This window comes from Caballeronia sp. Lep1P3 (genome assembly GCF_022879595.1).
GTDB lineage: Bacteria > Pseudomonadota > Gammaproteobacteria > Burkholderiales > Burkholderiaceae > Caballeronia.
Genome location: NZ_CP084265.1, coordinates 1,717,582 through 1,732,491, shown reverse-complemented (window position 1 = coordinate 1,732,491; position 14,910 = coordinate 1,717,582). Strand labels below are relative to the sequence as shown.

Below are 14,910 nucleotides of genomic sequence, written 5' to 3'. Positions count from 1 at the left end.
TACGCCAGGATTCCGATTAAATGACCCGATCCCGCCTGTTGCCTATCACGCCTGAGTCCCATCGCGTTCAGATCGATCTCGTCTACGCGACCGATCGCAATTTCACGGGCAAGCCCATTTTCAAAGCCGCGCATTGCCTGTTGCTGGAGCCGGCGGAGGCCGCCTTGCGCAAAGCCGTCGCAATGGCCGCGAGCTTCGGCATGACGCTGCGCATTTTCGACGCCTACCGGCCGCCGCAGGCGCAGCAGGCGCTCTGGGACTTCCTGCCCGATGCCACGTTCATCGCGCCGCTCGACCGCGGCTCAAATCATAGCCGCGGCACGGCGGTTGACCTGACGCTCGTCGATGCCGATGGCATCGAACTCGACATGGGCACCGCCTTCGACGCGATGCTGCCCGAGTCCGGGCATTTCCACGCGGGCTTGCCGGCGCATGTCCAGCGCAATCGCACGCTGCTGCTCGGCGTGATGCTCGGCGCGGGATTCACGCATATTGCGAGCGAGTGGTGGCATTACGAATTGCCAGGCTCGCGCGATCTTGCTTTGATCGACAACGAAGAAAGCGGCCCTTTCAGGCTGATGTGAGGGAATATCGACTATGAGATCGAGCGCACGAAAGGCACTGGCAGCGATCGCGCTGGGGTTGGCGTCCACGATGACGTTCACGAGCGCGGCGCACGCGGCGACACCGAAAGACATGTTCGTGATGGCGACGCTGCTCGACGAATTCACCACGCTCGATCCCGGCGAAATCTACGAACTGGTGCCGGAAGAGTACGTCGCCAATACGTATGACCGGCTGGTGCGCGTCGATCTGAAAGACCCGTCGAATTTCAATGGCGATGTCGCGCAGTCGTGGACGGTGAGCCCCGACGGACTCACGTTCACGTTCAAGATCCGGCCCGGCCTCAAGTTCCATTCGGGCAATCCGCTCACCGCCGACGACGTCGCGTGGTCCATCCAGCGCACCGCGCTTCTGGACAAGGGCGCGGCGGCGGTGCTCGCGGGCATCGGCGTCACAAAGGCCAACGCGCTCGCGAACGTGAAGAAGATCGACGACACGACGGTCGCCATCACCACCGATCAACGTTACGCGCCGACCTTCGTGCTTAACGTGCTCGGATCGTGGCCGGCATCGGTAGTGGATCGCAAGGTCGTCGAATCGCATCAGAAGGGCAGCGACTACGGCAACGAATGGCTGAAGACCAACGAGGCCGGATCGGGCGCGTACAGGCTCGTCAAATGGACCGCGAATGAGAGCATCGTGCTGCAGCGCTTCGACGGCTATCGCTTGCCGCTCGCGATGAAACGCATCGTGCTGCGTCACGTCACCGAAGCCGCGAGCCAGCGTCTGATGATCCAGAACGGCGACATCGACGTGGCACGCGATCTCTCTCCCGACGACCTCGACACGCTCTCGAAGAACGGCGTCATCAAGGCAACGGCCGTGCCGCAGGCCACGCTGATGTATCTCGGCCTCAACAACAAGAATCCGTATCTTGCGAAGCCCGAAGTGTGGGAAGCGATGAAGTGGCTGATCGACTATCAGGGCATTCAGAAGAACGTCATCCGCACGACGTACAAGGTGCATGAGACGTTTTTGCCCGAAGGCTTTCTCGGCGCGCTCAACGAGAACCCGTATCACCAGGATGTCGCGAAAGCGAAGGCGCTGCTCGCGAAAGCCGGCCTCGCGGATGGCTTCACGGTGAAGATGGACGTGCGCAACGACTATCCGTACAGCGAAATCGCGCAGGCGGTGCAGGCGAATCTCGCGCTCGCGAACATCAAGGTGCAACTCGTTCCGAGCGACAACAAGCAGACGCTCGGACGCTATCGCGCGCGCGCCCACGACATCTATATCGGCGAATGGTCGGCAGACTATATCGATCCGCACAGCAACGCGCAGGGCTTCGCGTGGAATCCGGACAACTCGGATGCATCCAGCTACAAGATGCTCGCGTGGCGCAACGCGTGGAACATTCCCGATCTCACGAAGGAAACCAACGCGGCGCTCGCGGAAGGCTCGACCGCAAAACGCGCGCAAATGTACGAGAAGATGCAGCGCGAGATGCTGGCTAAGTCGCCGTTCGTCATCATGTTCCAGAAGGTGTCGCAGGTGGCGGCGCGTCCGGGCGTGAGCGGCCTCGAAGTCGGGCCGATCAACGATCTCGTGTCGTATCGGAACCTGAAGAAGCAGTGAGCACGGCGGCGTTTCTCGACCGATTGCGCGCGGCGCGCGCTCAGAAGACCGGCGTGCGGGCGTTGCTCGCGCTCGCACGATGGATCGCGATGCTCGCCGTCACCTTCGCCGGGCTGCTTGCCATCACGTTCTTCATCGGCCGCAAGATTCCGATCGATCCCGTGCTCGCCATTCTCGGCGATCGCGCGTCCGCTGCTGCTTATGCGGCGGCGCGCGTGCAGCTCGGGCTCGACAAGCCGCTCGTCGAGCAATTCCTGATCTACGCGCGCGACGTGCTGCACGGCAATCTCGGCGTATCGCTGCTGACGGCCAATCCCGTCATCGACGACATCCGCCGCGTCTTTCCCGCGACGCTCGAACTCGCGACACTTTCCACGTTCATCGGCGTGATGATCGGCGTGCCGCTCGGCGTGATCGCGGCGGTGCGCCACAACCGCATCGTCGATCATCTCGCGCGCGTGATCGGTCTCGCGGGAAGCTCCGTGCCGGTGTTCTGGCTCGCGCTGATGGGCCTGCTCCTTTTCTACGCGCGGCTGCATTGGGTGTCGGGGCCGGGGCGCATCGATCCGCTTTACGACGGCATGGTCGATACGCGCACCGGCAGCCTGCTGATCGATGCGCTGATCGCGCGCGAATGGGACGTGTTCGCCAACGCGTTTTCGCATATCGCGCTGCCGGCGGCCGTGCTCGCGTTCTATTCGATCGCTTATCTTTCGCGCATGACGCGCTCGTTCATGCTCGAGCAACTGAGCCAGGAGTACGTGACGACCGCGCGCGCGAAGGGCCTGCCCGAGCGTCGCGTGATCTGGCGTCACGCGTTCGGCAATATCGCGGTGCCGCTTCTCACGGTCATCGCGCTCGCCTACAGCTATTTGCTCGAAGGCTCGGTGCTCACCGAAATCGTGTTCGCGTGGCCGGGCATCGGCTCGTATTTGACGGGCGCGCTTCTGAACGCCGACATGAACGCGGTGCTCGGCAGCACGCTCGTGATCGGCGCGACCTTCATCGCACTCAACTTGCTGACGGATGCGCTCTACCGCGTATTCGATCCGCGCGCACGCTGACATGGACAACGTTTCCGTATGCAAGAGCCCATGAACCGCGCGAACGCATCGTGGCGCGCGTGGCTGCTCACCGATACGCCCGGCTCGCCGCGGCAGGCCGCGCTCGGCCGCGCGTATCGGCGCTGGCGGCGATTCTCGTCGAATCCGCTGAGCATGTTGGGGCTCGCGATCTTGCTGCTGCTCGTCGTCGTGGCGGCAATCGGGCCGTTCGTCGTCGCGCAGGACCCGTTGCGGCAAGTGCTCGCCGAGCGCCTCACGCCGCCCGGCGCCGCGCACTGGTTCGGCACCGATCAGCTCGGCCGCGACATCCTGTCGCGACTCGTGCACGGCTCGCGGCTCACGCTGAGCATCGCGATGCTCGTCGTGGTGCTCGTCGTGCCCGTGGGTCTTCTGATCGGCACGCTGGCGGGCTATTGCGGCGGTTTCGTCGATACGGCGCTCATGCGCGTGACCGATGTCGCGCTCGCGTTCCCGAAGATCGTGCTCGCGCTCGCGTTCGCGGCGGCGCTCGGGCCGGGTGTGCTGAACGCGGTCATCGCAATCTCGATTACCGCGTGGCCGCCGTACGCGCGGCTCGCGCGCGCCGAATCGCTGCGGCTCGCGCAGGCGGACTTCATCCACGCGGCGCGGCTCTCGGGCGCGTCGCATACGCGCATTCTGCTGCGCTATATCGTGCCGCTGTGCTCGTCGTCGGTGATCGTGCGCGCGACGCTCGACATGGCCGGCATCATTCTCGCCGTCGCGGGTCTCGGCTTTCTGGGACTGGGCGCGCAGCCGCCGAGTCCGGAGTGGGGCTACATGGTCGCGTCGGGCCGCAACGTGCTGCTCGACGCGTGGTGGGTCGCGACGATTCCCGGCCTCGCGATTCTCGCGGTGAGCCTCGCGTTCAACCTGCTCGGCGACGGTCTGCGCGACGTCTTCGACCCGCGTCACGGAGGCTAACATGGCGTCTGAGACGAACCCGCCGCTCGCGGAAATCGACGGTCTCGAAGTGGCGTTCCCAGGACACGACGGGCTCGCCATGCCCGCCGTGCGCGGGGTTTCGCTGAGCGTGCGGCGCGGCGAGCGGCTCGGCATCGTCGGCGAGTCGGGGTCGGGGAAGTCTCTGACGGGGCGCGCGTTGCTTGGTCTGCTGCCGCCCGAGGCGAAGTGGTCCGCGAAAGGCTTGCGCTTCGACGGCCACGACCTGCTCGCGATGAAGCCGAAAGCGCGCCGGCGGCTCTGCGGCACGCAGATGAGCATGATCCTGCAAGACCCGAAGTTTTCGCTGAATCCGGTGATGACCGTCGCGCAGCAAATGCGCGAGACCATCGCGCGTCAGGGCGAACGTCTGAGCCGCCGCGCGATGCGCGCGCGCATCGTCGAGGCGCTCGGCGCCGTGCATATCCGCGATCCCGAGCGCGTCGCCAACGCGTATCCGCACGAACTGTCGGGCGGCATGGGCCAGCGCGTGATGATCGCGATGATGGTGAGCGCCGGCCCGCGTCTTTTGATCGCCGACGAACCGACGAGCGCGCTCGACGTGCTCGTCTCCTTGCAGGTGCTTTCCGTGCTCGACGAGATGATCGAGCGGCATCGCACCGGGCTCGTCTTCATCAGCCACGACTTGCCGCTCGTGATGTCCTTCTGCGACCGCGTCGCGGTGATGTACGGCGGGCGCATCGTCGAAACGTGCGCCGCGCGCGATCTCGGGAACGCGCGGCATCCGTACACGCGCGGGCTGCTCGCGGCCAGTCCGCCGCTCGTGAACCCGCCCGACGCGCTGCCGACGTTGCAGCGCGATCCGTCGTGGCTCACCGAAACGTTCGGGGATGCGTCGCGATGATCGAGATCGACCGCGCGCATATCCGCTTTCGCACGGCGACCGGCCACGTCGACGCCGTGCGCGATGTGTCGCTCGGCATCGAAGAGGGCGAAGTGTTCGGCCTCGTCGGGGAATCCGGCAGCGGGAAATCGACGCTCCTGCGCGCGCTCGCGGGCCTCGTCCCGCTTGCGGGCGGCGCGATGCGTATCGGCGGCGCGGCGTCGGCGCGCCTTCCGCGACGCGATGTGCAGATGGTGTTTCAGGACCCGTATGGCTCGCTGCATCCGCGCTTCACGGTCGACAAGACCTTGCGCGAGCCGCTCGCGATCAGCCGCATCGGCGATGAAGACGCGCGCATTCTTCATGCGCTCGCGGAAGTCGGACTCGGTCCGGCGTTTCGCTTTCGTTACCCGCATCAGTTGTCGGGCGGGCAGCGGCAGCGCGTGTCGATTGCGCGTGCGCTGATCGTCGAGCCGCGCGTGCTGCTGCTCGACGAGCCCACGTCCGCGCTCGATGTCTCCGTGCAGGCCGAAATCCTGAACCTGCTGCGGCGTCTGCATCGCGAGCGCAAGCTCACGATGATCCTCGTGAGCCACAATCTCGCGGTCGTCGGCTTTCTGTGCCAGCGGGTCGCGGTCATGCGCAACGGCGAAGTCGTCGAGCAACTGGGCATCGAAGCGGTGAGGGCGCGCGAGGTGGAACACGAGTACACGCTGCGGCTGCTGCAGGCGACGCAAGGCTACGCGCGCTCATAAGCACACTTTCGCGCGCTGCGCCAATCGCTGTGGCGCAAAAGCGGCATCGCCGCGCTATCTCGCGAACGACTCCGAACGGCCGTGCGCGCGCCGAAACGACTGCGGTAGCCGCTGATAGAATACGAGATGGATTGTCGAGACGTGCCGAACAACGCGTGAGCGTGGTATTCCGGCTGCCTTCCGACTTCAGGCTAACCCACGCAAATCGTGACAGACCGCTCCCGTTCAGGTGAAAGCAGGTCGTAATCCCCGATGAAATTGCTAGATGCTCTAGTCGAACAGCGGATCAACGAAGCCGTGGCTCGCGGCGACCTCGACGGCTTGCCCGGCAGAGGCGCTCCGCTTCACTTCGACGACGATCTCCTCGTTCCCGAGGAAGTTCGCGTCGCCAATCGTATCCTCAAGAATGCGGGCTTCGTTCCGCCCGCCGTCGAGCAGCTACGCGCGCTGCGCGGCCTGCAGGACGAACTCGACGAGGTCACGGACCCCGCCGCGCGCTGCCGCATGCAGGCGAAGATGCTCGCGCTCGACATGGCGATCGAATCGCTGCGCGGCGGCTGCTGCGTGCCGCACGAGTACCGCCGCCGCATCGCGGAGCGGCTGTCGGAGCGCGCCGCCGCGCGTGGCGACACCGAGCCGGACCCATCTTGACGCCGACCGAGCCGCCCGGCGCTTTCCTCGAATCGTCCGCGGACGCCGCTTTCGCGAGCGAGCGCGATCGCCGCTTCATGGCGCTCGCGCAGCGCGCCGCCGACGAAGCGCGGCGCGCGGGGGAAGTGCCGGTGGGCGCGGTCATCGTTTCCGGCGATGATGTCATCGCCACCGGATTCAATCATCCGATTCGCGGGCACGATCCGTCCGCGCATGCGGAGATGGTCGCGCTGCGCGCCGCGGCGCAGGCGCTCGAAAATTACCGTCTGCCCGGCTGCGAGCTGTATGTGACGCTCGAGCCGTGCCTGATGTGCGCGGGCGCGATCATGCACGCGCGCATCGCGCGGGTCGTCTACGGCGCCGCCGATCCGAAGACCGGTGCGTGCGGCAGTGTCGTCGACGTGTTCGCGAACGAGCGGCTCAATCACCATACGGCGGTCACGGGCGGCGTGCTCGCCGACGAATGCGGGCACATGCTGAAGAACTTCTTCGCGGAGCGCCGCCGCCTCGCACGCGAAGAACGCGCCGCGCGCGCCGCCCGCGAGGCACATCCGGACGGTGCCGCCGCCGATTCCCTCACCAGAACGAACTGAACATCGTGAAATCACGCACCATCGATCTCATCGCGCCTTCCGGTTATCCGCACGATCCAGCGGCCGTCGAACGGGGCATCGGGCGATTGCGGGCGCAAGGTCATCGGCTGGAAAATCTCGATGCGACCCGGCGGCGCTATCAGCGCTTCGGCGGCACCGACAGCGAGCGCGCCGCGGATCTCAACCGCCTCGCGGACCAATCGCGGCCGCTGCCGGACATCGTGCTGGCGGTGCGCGGCGGCTACGGCGCATCGCGCATCCTTCATGGACTCGACTACGACGGCTTGCGGCGGCTCGCGGATCAGCCGGTCGCGCTCGTCGGCCATAGCGATTTCACCGCGATTCAATGCGCGCTCTACGCGCAATCGGCCGTGAAGAGCTTCGGCGGCCCGATGTTCGCGGGCGATTTCGGCGCGGAGCACGTCAGCGCGTTCACGATGCAGAACTTCTGGCACGCGATCTCGCAGCCGAGCTTCACGGTCACGAGCCACACGCCGCAGCGCCAGTCCGTCGATGCGACCGGCATGCTGTGGGGCGGCAATCTCGCGATGCTGGCCGCGCTCGTCGGCACGCCGTATCTGCCGCCCGTCGATGGCGGCATCCTTTTCATCGAGGACGTGAACGAGCATCCGTTTCGCATCGAACGGATGATTTATCAGCTTCATCAGGCCGGCGTGCTCGGACGGCAGCAGGCCGTCGTGATGGGCGAATTCTCGGGCGGGCGCCTGTCCGACTACGACAACGGTTACACGCTCGACGCGATGATCGAGCAGGTGAGGGCGGCGACGGGCGTGCCGTTCGTCACCGGCCTGCAGTTCGGGCACGTCGACAATCTGCTGACGCTGCCTTTTGGTGCGACCGCGCATCTGGTCGCCAACGAGCGCGGATTCACGCTGGCGATGTCGGACTATCCGCATCTGGCGTGACGCAGACAGGGAAGGCGCTCAGTACGAGCGCCTTTCTATGGACCGCTTCTCGCAACTAACGGTCTTTTGATTGCACCACCCGCATATCGCGACGCACCAATTCGCGGCGTTGATTGTCAACAAAACGGTGCGAGCAATGCTAACAAAGAGTGCGCTAATCGGCTGTAACGCCCGTGTTTAAAGCATTCAGACGACCGGCAGCCCGGCGCAACCGTCCATCGACGCCTTCCTTTTAATTTAAATTGTTGACAATCTTTATGTCGCTTCTAAGATAGTCAACATGCAAGCGAGCACATCAATGTCCGAACGTAAATCGAGCGCTTCAGCCGGATCGGTGAGCGCGGCATCGGGAGCCAATGCAGAGTCGATCGCCGAGAACATCCGCGCCGCGATCCTCGAACATCGGCTCGCGCCGGGCGCGAAGCTCACCGAAGCGCAGTTGTGCGACGTGTTCGACGTGAAGCGCGGACCGGTTCGCCAGGCGCTCGCGCAGTTGTCGAACGAACGGCTCGTCGATCTCGAACCGAATCGCGGCGCCTTTGTCGCCAGCCCGTCGCTACAGGAAGTCCACGAAGTCTTCGAGATGCGGCGGATCATCGAATTGGCGGTGGTGGAGCGCATCTGCAAGGGGCATGGCATGCGGCGTCTGAAGTCGATCAGCGCAACGATCGGCAGAGAGAAGCGGGCTTTCGAAAGCCACGATTTTTCCTCGTGGATTCGTCTCTCGGGCGAATTCCACACCGAACTCGCGGCGCTCACCGGCAACACGGTGTTGTGCGATTGCCTGTCCGGCCTCGTCGCGCGCTCGACGCTGATTTCAGCGCTGTACGAATCGCTCGGCAAGAGTTCGTGCTCGTTCGAGGATCACGAAGCGATTCTCGCCGCGCTCGACGCCGGCAACGCAGCGAAAGCCGCGGACTTGATGGCGCAACATCTGCGCGACGTCGAATTGAAGATGCTGGAGCGGCCCGCACGCGGCGCCGTCGATCTAAAAGAAGTGTTTGCACGGCCCGTCGAATCGTAAGAGCCTTCTGGCAAATCTGCGAGCCGTAGCACGAAGACAAGAAACTGGAGACCGCGCCCCGCGCTCATGCGCCGGGCGCGTGGCAAGACGCATGCGCGACGAAGCTCGCAGCATGCGCGGCACTGAACGAAACGCTCGAAAAGAGCGTGCAATGAAAACCGCCTCGCGGCGAGCAATGGGCAGAAGCCCGTTCGCTCTCCGAATCATGCCGCAGGCGTTGAAGCGAATCCGAAGAGTACTGCGCGAGCCTTGGCCTTTCTCGAAGAGCCGGCGCTGCGAAGGTATCGAATCGACGCTCGTCACCGCGAGCGATTGCCGCTTTTTCATTACGCAAGCCGCCCATCGAAGGAGATGTCATGGCCCAGTTCAGTGCAACGCCCGGCAGCTCGGCACTGCCGCCGTATGAATCGCAGTACGAAGGACAATCCCCCGAACATGACGCTGGCATGCCCGCCGGTTACAGCGATCGTCTGTACAACGAAGACCTCGCGCCGCTGAAAAATCAGACCTGGGGCGCGTACAACATCTTTGCGTTCTGGATGTCGGACGTGCACAGCGTCGGCGGTTATGTGTTCGCGGGCAGTCTTTTCGCGCTGGGCCTGACCAGTTGGCAAGTGCTCGTGTCGCTGCTCATCGGCATCGGTCTCGTGAATGTGCTGTGCAACCTCATCGCGAAGCCGAGCCAGGTCGCGGGCGTGCCGTATCCGGTTGCATGCCGCGCGACGTTCGGCGTGCTCGGCGCGAACATTCCGGCCGTGATTCGCGGCCTGATCGCGGTGGCGTGGTATGGCATTCAGACGTATCTGGCGTCGAGCGCGCTCGTGATCGTCGTGCTCAAGTTCGTGCCCTCGCTGATGCCGTATGCGGACGTGCATCGCTACGGCTTCGTCGGCCTGTCGGCGCTCGGCTGGGCGGGCTTCATGCTGCTGTGGGTGCTGCAGGCCATCGTGTTTTGGCGCGGCATGGAGATGATCAAGAAGTTCATCGACTTCGCCGGTCCCGCCGTTTATGTCGTCATGTTCCTGCTTGCCGGCTATATGGTCTGGCGCGCGGGCATCAAGAACATCGGCCTGAATCTCGGCGGCGTGAAGTATCACGGCATGGAAGTGGTGCCGGTGATGATTACCGCGATTTCGCTCGTCGTTTCGTACTTCTCGGGTCCGATGCTCAACTTCGGCGACTTCTCGCGCTACGGCAAGAGCTTTCGCAGCGTGAAGCGCGGCAATTTCTGGGGCCTGCCGGTGAACTTCCTCGCGTTCTCGCTCGTGACGGTCATCACGACAGCCGCGACGCTGCCGGTGTTCGGACAACTGATTACCGATCCGGTCGAAACGGTCGGCCGCATCGATCATCCGACGGCGGTCATTCTCGGCGCGCTCACGTTCACCATCGCGACCATCGGCATCAATATCGTGGCGAACTTCGTCTCGCCGGCCTTCGACTTCTCGAACGTCGCGCCGCGCCTCATCAGCTGGCGCATGGGCGGGATGATGGCCGCGACCGCATCCATCTTCATCACGCCGTGGAATCTCTTCAACAATCCGGCGGTGATCCATTACACGCTCGACATTCTCGGCAGCTTCATCGGGCCGTTGTATGGCGTGCTGATTCTCGATTTCTATCTGGTGAAGCGCGGCAAGCTCGCCGTCGACGATCTCTACACGATCTCCGAAACCGGGAAGTACTGGTACACGAAGGGCGTGAATCGCCGCGCGGTGATGGCGCTCCTGCCCGCCGCCGTAATCGCGATTCTCTGCGTGATGCTGCCGTCGCTCGCTGGCGCCGCCAACTTCTCGTGGTTCATCGGCGCGGGGCTGGGTGCGTTGTTCTACGCGATGCTGGCGGATCGCAAGCGCGCGGCGTGAAGCGCGCAAAGTCAGGGAACATGAGAGCACGACAGACGAGCTGCCGCCAGCACGCCATGCAGCGGCGCTCAAAGCAGAAGGAGAAGGCAATGCGCATCAAACTCATCAATCCGAACACGACGCAACGCATGACCGAATCGATGGCCCGCTGCGCGCGGGAAGTCGCCGCGCCGGGGACGGAAATCGTCGCGGTCAGTCCGACGATGGGCCCGCCTTCCATCGAAGGCTATTACGACGAAGCCGTTGCCTCGCTCGGGCTGCTCGCCGAAGTGGAAGCGGGCGAGCGGCAAGGCTTCGACGGCTACGTGATCGCGTGTTTCGGCGATCCGGCGCTCTACGCGGCGCGCGAGCTGGCGCGCGGGCCGGTCATCGGCATCGCGGAAGCGGCGATGCATGCGGCGAGCGTGATCGCGCCGGGGTTTTCCGTCGTGACGACGCTGCGGCGCACGTGCGGCATGGCGTGGCATTTGGCGGAGCGCTACGGCATGGCGCGTTTTTGCAAGAACGTGCGTGCGACGGACGTTGCCGTGCTGGAACTCGACGAGCCGGGGTCGGCCGCGCGGCAGACGATCATCGACGAATGCCGGCGCGCGCTGGCCGAAGACGGGTCGGATGCCATCGTGCTCGGCTGCGCGGGCATGGCCGAGTTCTGCCGCGAAGTCGAGGACGCGATTGGCGCGCCGGTGGTCGAAGGCGTGACAGCCGCGGTCAAGTGGACGGAGGCGCTCGTCGCGCTCAAGTTGAACACGGCGAAACGCGGTGACTTCGCGCGGCCGCTCGCGAAACGTTACGACGGCGTGCTCTCGGATTTCAGTCCGCGCTGATGGCGGGAAATCCCGAACACATACCGGCGACGTGACCCGCAATATCTGCGCCGCTGTATGGGCGCGCCAGGGTGTTTTCGCTACACTGAATCGTCGACCATCCGTCATTCAACGCCTATCGCCATGTCACTCGATCCGAACTATCCACGCGACCTGATCGGCTACGGTCGCCATCCCGTGCACGCGAACTGGCCGGGGGGCGCGCGCGTCGCCGTGCAATTCGTGCTGAATTACGAAGAAGGCGGCGAAAACTGCGTGCTGCACGGCGATGCCGGTTCCGAGCAGTTCCTGTCGGAGATCGTGGGCGCGGCGTCGTATCCGGCGCGTCACATGAGCATGGAATCGATCTACGAATACGGCTCGCGCGCGGGCGTCTGGCGCATCCTGCGCGAGTTCGAGAAGCGCGGTCTGCCGCTCACCGTCTTCGGCGTCGGCATGGCCATCGAGCGGCATCCCGACGTGGCGCGCGCCTTTGTCGAACTGGGACATGAGATCGCGTGTCACGGGTATCGCTGGATTCACTATCAGGACATGTCGCCGGAGCGCGAAGCCGAACACATGCGCCTCGGCATGGAAGCGATCGAGCGCGTGACGGGCGTGCGTCCGCTCGGCTGGTACACGGGCCGCGACAGCCCGAACACGCATCGGCTGGTGGCGGAATACGGCGGCTTTTTGTACGACTCCGACTATTACGGCGACGACCTGCCGTTCTGGATGGACGTCGAAACGGCGGGCGGCAAGACCACGCCGCAACTGATCGTGCCGTACACGCTCGACACCAACGACATGCGCTTCGCCACGCCGCAGGGCTTCAACACGGGCGAGCACTTCTTCACGTATCTGCGCGACGCGTTCGACGTCCTCTACGAAGAGGGCGAAGAGACGCCGAAGATGCTTTCCATCGGCATGCATTGCCGGCTGCTCGGCAGGCCGGGGCGCTTGCGCGGACTGCAGAAGTTCCTCGATCACATCGAAAAGCACGACCGCGTGTGGGTGACGCGGCGCGTCGATATCGCGCGGCACTGGCGCGAGCATCATCCTTACGAACAGGCGCAGCGCGCCGACAACGGGACGACGGCATGAAGGCGATGCAAACCACACTCGACCAACTCAACACCATGCCCGCCGATGCGTTCGTGACCGTGCTCGGCGGCATCTTCGAGCACTCGCCGTGGGTCGCGGAGATCGCGGCGGCCAGGCGCCCGTTTTCGAGCATCGACGAATTGCACGCGACCATGTCGCAAACAGTCGAAACGGCGGGCGAAGACAAGCAGCTCGCGCTCATCAACGCGCACCCGGAACTTGCGGGCAAGGCGGCGGTGCGCGGCGAACTGACGGCCGAATCGACACGCGAACAAAGCGGCGCGGGCCTCAACCTCTGCACGCAGGAAGAGTTCGACAAGCTGCAGTCGCTCAACCGCGCGTATCGCGAGAAGTTCGGCTTCCCGTTCATTCTGGCGGTGCGCGGGTACGACCGTCACGGCATCATCGCGAACTTCGAAGCGCGCGTGAATCACAGCCGCGCCGAAGAGCTTCGCACGAGTCTCGAACAGATTTACCGGATCGCGCGCTTCAGGCTCGACGACCTGATTGCGCAGTGAGCCGCATTCCATCGTAAAGACAAGGACGAAGACAATGGCAATTCCGACACTCGACCCCAACGCGCCGGATTTCACGCGCCGCTATGTGAATCTCGCGGACCCGCGTCTGGGCGCGCAGGCGCTCGAGGCGAGCGACGATTTCTTCGCGCCGAAGGAACGCATGCTGAACCCCGAGCCGGCCGTGTTCATCCCCGGCAAATACGACGAGCATGGCAAGTGGATGGACGGCTGGGAAACGCGGCGCAAGCGCACGACGGGCTACGACTGGTGCATCGTCAAGCTGGCGCGGCCGGGCGTGATTCAGGGCATCGATCTGGATACGAGCCACTTCACGGGCAATTTCCCGCCGGCGGCGTCGATCGAAGGCGCGCATGTGACGGACGGCGCGCCGAACCAGTCGACGCAATGGACGGAGATCGTCCCTTCGACGACGCTGCAGGGCAATAGCCACCACTACCTCGAAGTCGCCTCCGACGAGCCGTTTACGCATTTGCGCGTGAACATTTATCCGGATGGCGGGATCGCGCGGCTGCGGGTGTACGGCCAGCCGCAGCTCGACTGGCGCAACGCGGATCGCAACGAACTGTTCGACCTCGCCGCGATGGAAAACGGCGCGTACATGGTCGGCACGAACAATCAGCACTTCGGCCTCGCGTCGACACTGCTGATGCCGGGCCGCGGCGTGAACATGGGCGATGGCTGGGAAACGCGCCGTCGCCGCGAACCGGGCAACGACTGGTGCATCGTCGCGCTGGCGCAGCCGGGCATCATCAAGAAAGTCGAAGTGGATACCGCGCACTTCAAGGGCAACTTCCCGGACCGCTGCTCGCTGCAGGCGGCCTATGTCAAAGGCGGCACGGACAGCTCGCTCGTGACGCAAGCCATGTTCTGGCCGGTGCTGCTCAGCGAGCAGAAACTGCAGATGGACAAGCAGCACTTCTTCGAGTCCGAACTGGCGGCGCTCGGGCCGGTGACGCACGTGCGTTTCAACATTTACCCGGACGGCGGCGTGTCGCGCCTGCGTCTTTTCGGAACGCTTGCATGATGAAGACGCTCGCGATCGAACCGTTGACGCGCGCGGCGTTCGAGCCTTTCGGCGATGTGATCGAACTCGACGGCGCGAAGCAGATCCCGATCAACCTCGGCACGACGATCCGCTTTCACGATCTCTGCAAGGTCGACGTGACCGACGAGGGCGGCCGTGCGCTCGTCAATCTCTTTCGCGGACAGCCGCGCGTGCTGCCGTTCGAAGTGAAGATGATGGAGCGGCATCCGCTCGGCTCGCAGGCGTTCGTGCCGCTCAACGACCGGCCGTATCTCGTCGTCGTCGCGCCGGCGGGCAAGCTGGACGAATCGGAGATTCGCGCGTTCGTCACGCGCGGCTGGCAGGGCGTGAACTACGCGAAGGGCGTCTGGCATCATCCGCTGATCGCGCTTGGCGAGGTCAGCGATTTCATCGTCGTCGATCGCGGCGGAGAAGGGACGAATCTGAACGAGCAGGACCTGAGAGAAACGTTGTGGCTGACAAGCGAGGCCTTGCAATGAGTTGATCGCGCGCTGCGCCGAGGCATCGACCACAGAATGACCGGCGCCTCGTGCGGGGC

The 14,910-nt window shown here is 64.5% G+C and carries 16 protein-coding genes; all 16 read left to right on the top strand.

All coding sequences use genetic code 11. The annotated features are described in order from the left end of the window. The first annotated feature begins 20 nt into the window (after positions 1 to 20). The 16 genes from ddpX (at position 21) to LDZ27_RS08090 (ending at position 14,851) form a co-directional block, all read left to right on the top strand. Positions 21 to 584 (top strand): D-alanyl-D-alanine dipeptidase, encoded by a 564-nt coding sequence (gene ddpX, locus LDZ27_RS08165; RefSeq protein ID WP_244813621.1) that lies wholly within the window; start codon positions 21 to 23, stop codon positions 582 to 584. 70 nt (positions 585 to 654) lie between these two features. Continuing rightward, the gene (locus tag LDZ27_RS08160; protein WP_370653277.1) at positions 655 to 2,199 is read left to right on the top strand and encodes an ABC transporter substrate-binding protein; all 1,545 of its coding nucleotides are present in this window, start codon (positions 655 to 657) and stop codon (positions 2,197 to 2,199) included. Next, positions 2,196 to 3,263 (top strand): ABC transporter permease, encoded by a 1,068-nt coding sequence (locus LDZ27_RS08155; protein WP_244813619.1) that lies wholly within the window; start codon positions 2,196 to 2,198, stop codon positions 3,261 to 3,263. The genes LDZ27_RS08160 and LDZ27_RS08155 overlap by 4 nt, the downstream gene beginning before the upstream one ends. Before the next feature lie 30 nt (positions 3,264 to 3,293). Beyond that, positions 3,294 to 4,205 carry a nickel transporter permease gene (gene nikC / locus LDZ27_RS08150; protein WP_244813618.1) on the top strand — a complete coding sequence of 304 codons (912 nt, stop codon included), beginning with the start codon at positions 3,294 to 3,296 and terminating at the stop codon, positions 4,203 to 4,205. A gap of 1 nt (position 4,206) precedes the next feature. Next, positions 4,207 to 5,088, top strand: coding sequence for an ABC transporter ATP-binding protein (locus tag LDZ27_RS08145; RefSeq protein ID WP_244813617.1), 882 nt, complete (start codon positions 4,207 to 4,209; stop codon positions 5,086 to 5,088). After that, positions 5,085 to 5,822, top strand: a complete 738-nt coding sequence (locus LDZ27_RS08140; RefSeq protein WP_244813616.1) for an ABC transporter ATP-binding protein — start codon at positions 5,085 to 5,087, stop codon at positions 5,820 to 5,822. Before LDZ27_RS08145 ends, LDZ27_RS08140 begins: the two co-directional genes overlap by 4 nt. A gap of 252 nt (positions 5,823 to 6,074) precedes the next feature. Continuing rightward, on the top strand, positions 6,075 to 6,473 hold the full coding sequence (locus LDZ27_RS08135; protein ID WP_244813615.1) for a DnaJ family domain-containing protein: 399 nt from the start codon (positions 6,075 to 6,077) through the stop codon (positions 6,471 to 6,473). Beyond that, positions 6,467 to 7,066, top strand: a complete 600-nt coding sequence (gene tadA / locus LDZ27_RS08130) for a tRNA adenosine(34) deaminase TadA (protein WP_370653394.1) — start codon at positions 6,467 to 6,469, stop codon at positions 7,064 to 7,066. The genes LDZ27_RS08135 and tadA overlap by 7 nt, the downstream gene beginning before the upstream one ends. Positions 7,067 to 7,068: 2 nt before the next feature. After that, entirely contained in the window at positions 7,069 to 7,992 is a 924-nt protein-coding gene (gene ldcA, locus LDZ27_RS08125; protein ID WP_244816087.1) for a muramoyltetrapeptide carboxypeptidase, read from the top strand. Between the two features lie 298 nt (positions 7,993 to 8,290). Then, entirely contained in the window at positions 8,291 to 9,016 is a 726-nt protein-coding gene (locus LDZ27_RS08120; RefSeq protein ID WP_244813613.1) for a GntR family transcriptional regulator, read from the top strand. 356 nt (positions 9,017 to 9,372) lie between these two features. Further along, complete coding sequence (locus tag LDZ27_RS08115; protein ID WP_244813612.1) at positions 9,373 to 10,881, top strand: NCS1 family nucleobase:cation symporter-1; 1,509 nt, start codon at positions 9,373 to 9,375, stop codon at positions 10,879 to 10,881. Positions 10,882 to 10,970: 89 nt separating this feature from the next. Then, entirely contained in the window at positions 10,971 to 11,705 is a 735-nt protein-coding gene (locus tag LDZ27_RS08110; RefSeq protein ID WP_244813611.1) for an aspartate/glutamate racemase family protein, read from the top strand. 123 nt (positions 11,706 to 11,828) lie between these two features. Continuing rightward, positions 11,829 to 12,788 carry an allantoinase PuuE gene (puuE, locus tag LDZ27_RS08105; RefSeq protein ID WP_244813610.1) on the top strand — a complete coding sequence of 320 codons (960 nt, stop codon included), beginning with the start codon at positions 11,829 to 11,831 and terminating at the stop codon, positions 12,786 to 12,788. After that, positions 12,785 to 13,306, top strand: a complete 522-nt coding sequence (gene uraD / locus LDZ27_RS08100) for a 2-oxo-4-hydroxy-4-carboxy-5-ureidoimidazoline decarboxylase (RefSeq protein WP_244813609.1) — start codon at positions 12,785 to 12,787, stop codon at positions 13,304 to 13,306. The genes puuE and uraD overlap by 4 nt, the downstream gene beginning before the upstream one ends. Positions 13,307 to 13,340: 34 nt before the next feature. Next, complete coding sequence (gene alc / locus LDZ27_RS08095; RefSeq protein ID WP_244813608.1) at positions 13,341 to 14,351, top strand: allantoicase; 1,011 nt, start codon at positions 13,341 to 13,343, stop codon at positions 14,349 to 14,351. After that, positions 14,351 to 14,851: an ureidoglycolate lyase gene (locus LDZ27_RS08090; RefSeq protein ID WP_244816086.1), complete on the top strand. Its 501-nt coding sequence runs from the start codon at positions 14,351 to 14,353 to the stop codon at positions 14,849 to 14,851. Before alc ends, LDZ27_RS08090 begins: the two co-directional genes overlap by 1 nt. Positions 14,852 to 14,910 lie beyond the last annotated feature (59 nt).

Bases quoted from the DNA above. Each gene is read 5' to 3' on its own strand.
- ddpX (WP_244813621.1), top strand. From the start codon at position 21: ATGACCCGATCCCGCCTGTTGCCTATCACGCCTGAGTCCCATCGCGTT.
- LDZ27_RS08160 (WP_370653277.1), top strand. From the start codon at position 655: ATGACGTTCACGAGCGCGGCGCACGCGGCGACACCGAAAGACATGTTC.
- nikC (WP_244813618.1), top strand. From the start codon at position 3,294: ATGAACCGCGCGAACGCATCGTGGCGCGCGTGGCTGCTCACCGATACG.
- LDZ27_RS08145 (WP_244813617.1), top strand. From the start codon at position 4,207: ATGGCGTCTGAGACGAACCCGCCGCTCGCGGAAATCGACGGTCTCGAA.
- LDZ27_RS08140 (WP_244813616.1), top strand. From the start codon at position 5,085: ATGATCGAGATCGACCGCGCGCATATCCGCTTTCGCACGGCGACCGGC.
- LDZ27_RS08135 (WP_244813615.1), top strand. From the start codon at position 6,075: ATGAAATTGCTAGATGCTCTAGTCGAACAGCGGATCAACGAAGCCGTG.
- LDZ27_RS08120 (WP_244813613.1), top strand. From the start codon at position 8,291: ATGTCCGAACGTAAATCGAGCGCTTCAGCCGGATCGGTGAGCGCGGCA.
- LDZ27_RS08115 (WP_244813612.1), top strand. From the start codon at position 9,373: ATGGCCCAGTTCAGTGCAACGCCCGGCAGCTCGGCACTGCCGCCGTAT.
- LDZ27_RS08110 (WP_244813611.1), top strand. From the start codon at position 10,971: ATGCGCATCAAACTCATCAATCCGAACACGACGCAACGCATGACCGAA.
- puuE (WP_244813610.1), top strand. From the start codon at position 11,829: ATGTCACTCGATCCGAACTATCCACGCGACCTGATCGGCTACGGTCGC.
- uraD (WP_244813609.1), top strand. From the start codon at position 12,785: ATGAAGGCGATGCAAACCACACTCGACCAACTCAACACCATGCCCGCC.
- alc (WP_244813608.1), top strand. From the start codon at position 13,341: ATGGCAATTCCGACACTCGACCCCAACGCGCCGGATTTCACGCGCCGC.
- LDZ27_RS08090 (WP_244816086.1), top strand. From the start codon at position 14,351: ATGAAGACGCTCGCGATCGAACCGTTGACGCGCGCGGCGTTCGAGCCT.